This window comes from Oleiphilus sp. HI0125, from assembly GCF_001635355.1.
This window is the reverse complement of record NZ_LWGF01000870.1, coordinates 1-1500: the sequence shown is the minus strand read 5'-3', so window position 1 is coordinate 1500 and position 1500 is coordinate 1. Positions and strand designations below refer to the sequence as shown.

The following is a 1500-nucleotide window of genomic DNA, read 5'->3' as shown; positions in this document are numbered from 1 at the left end:
ATTGCATCGAAGTTTTCAATCGAACAAATGATGATGCAGTTGTCCTTCTTATCGCGGACAACTTCCATCTCGTATTCTTTCCAACCGATCAAAGACTCATCAATGAGAAGCTCATTTGTTGGCGACATATCCAAGCCGCGAGCACAGATTTCTTCAAACTCTTCGCGGTTATATGCGATACCGCCTCCGCTACCACCCATGGTAAACGAAGGACGAATAATACATGGAAAGCCTAGCTCGTCGATCAGGCCAACCGCTTCTTCCATACTGTGTGCGATACCAGAACGCGGCGTTTCAAGACCAATCGCTTTCATTGCCTTATCAAAACGATCACGATCTTCTGCTTTATCGATCGTATCAGCGTTAGCACCGATCATCTCAACACCAAACTTGTCAAGCACACCCTCGCGCTCAAGATCTAAAGCACAGTTTAGCGCTGTTTGACCACCCATGGTTGGGAGTAATGCGTCTGGGCGCTCTTGCTCAATAATACGTGCAACCGTTTCCCAAGTAATTGGCTCAATATAAGTTGCATCCGCCATCGCCGGATCAGTCATGATAGTCGCAGGATTGGAATTAACGAGGATCACTCGATAACCTTCTTCGCGAAGTGCCTTACAGGCTTGTGCGCCTGAGTAATCAAATTCACACGCCTGACCGATGACGATCGGGCCCGCTCCAATAATAAGAATACTCTTTATGTCGGTACGCTTTGGCATCTAATTTCGTTCCACTTTTACTATTTGTCTTCGAAAGCGGCTCCCCTAGGAGCCGCTCGATAATTCATATTTTGTTTATTTTGCAGCTTTACGCATTTCAGCAATAAATTGGTCAAATAATGGCGCTACATCATGCGGCCCTGGGCTTGCTTCTGGGTGACCCTGAAAACTATAAGCCGGAGTATCTGTGCGCTTGATACCCTGCAAACTTCCATCAAACAAAGATTTATGTGTTGCTTCGATGTTACTAGGCAACGACTCTTCGTCCACCGCAAAACCATGGTTCTGACTCGTAATCATCACTTCGCCCGTCGCCAAATCTTGAACAGGGTGGTTCGCACCGTGATGACCAAACTTCATCTTGACCGTTTTTGCGCCGCTCGCTAGTGCTAACAACTGATGACCAAGACAAATACCAAACACTGGCTTTTTAGTCTCTAGAATTTCTTGAATCGCAGAAATTGCATAGCCACATGGCTCTGGGTCACCAGGACCATTAGAGAGGAACACCCCATCAGGGTTCAAAGCAAGCACTTCACTTGCAGGAGTTTGTGCTGGAACCACAGTCAATTTACAACCGCGTTCAGCAAGCATACGCAGAATATTGCGCTTCACACCAAAGTCGTAAGCAACTACGTGGAACTCAGAATCTTTTGCTTGCGCATAACCAGAGCTCAAGTCCCATTCTGCTTCAGTCCATTCATAGACTTCTTGATGCGTCACTTCTTTTGCCAAATCCATTCCCTTAAGACCAGGGAATGCTTTTGCTTTTTCTAATGCC

1 protein-coding gene and 1 pseudogene are annotated in these 1500 nt (G+C 46.3%); both read right to left on the bottom strand.

The features are described 5' to 3' along the window. A pseudogene (gene carB / locus A3762_RS14510) lies at positions 1 to 719 on the bottom strand (carbamoyl phosphate synthase large subunit); the annotation flags it as partial. A gap of 75 nt (positions 720 to 794) precedes the next feature. Then, on the bottom strand, positions 795 to 1500 hold a 706-nt coding region (locus A3762_RS14505), incomplete at its 5' end, for a carbamoyl phosphate synthase small subunit (protein ID WP_082869154.1).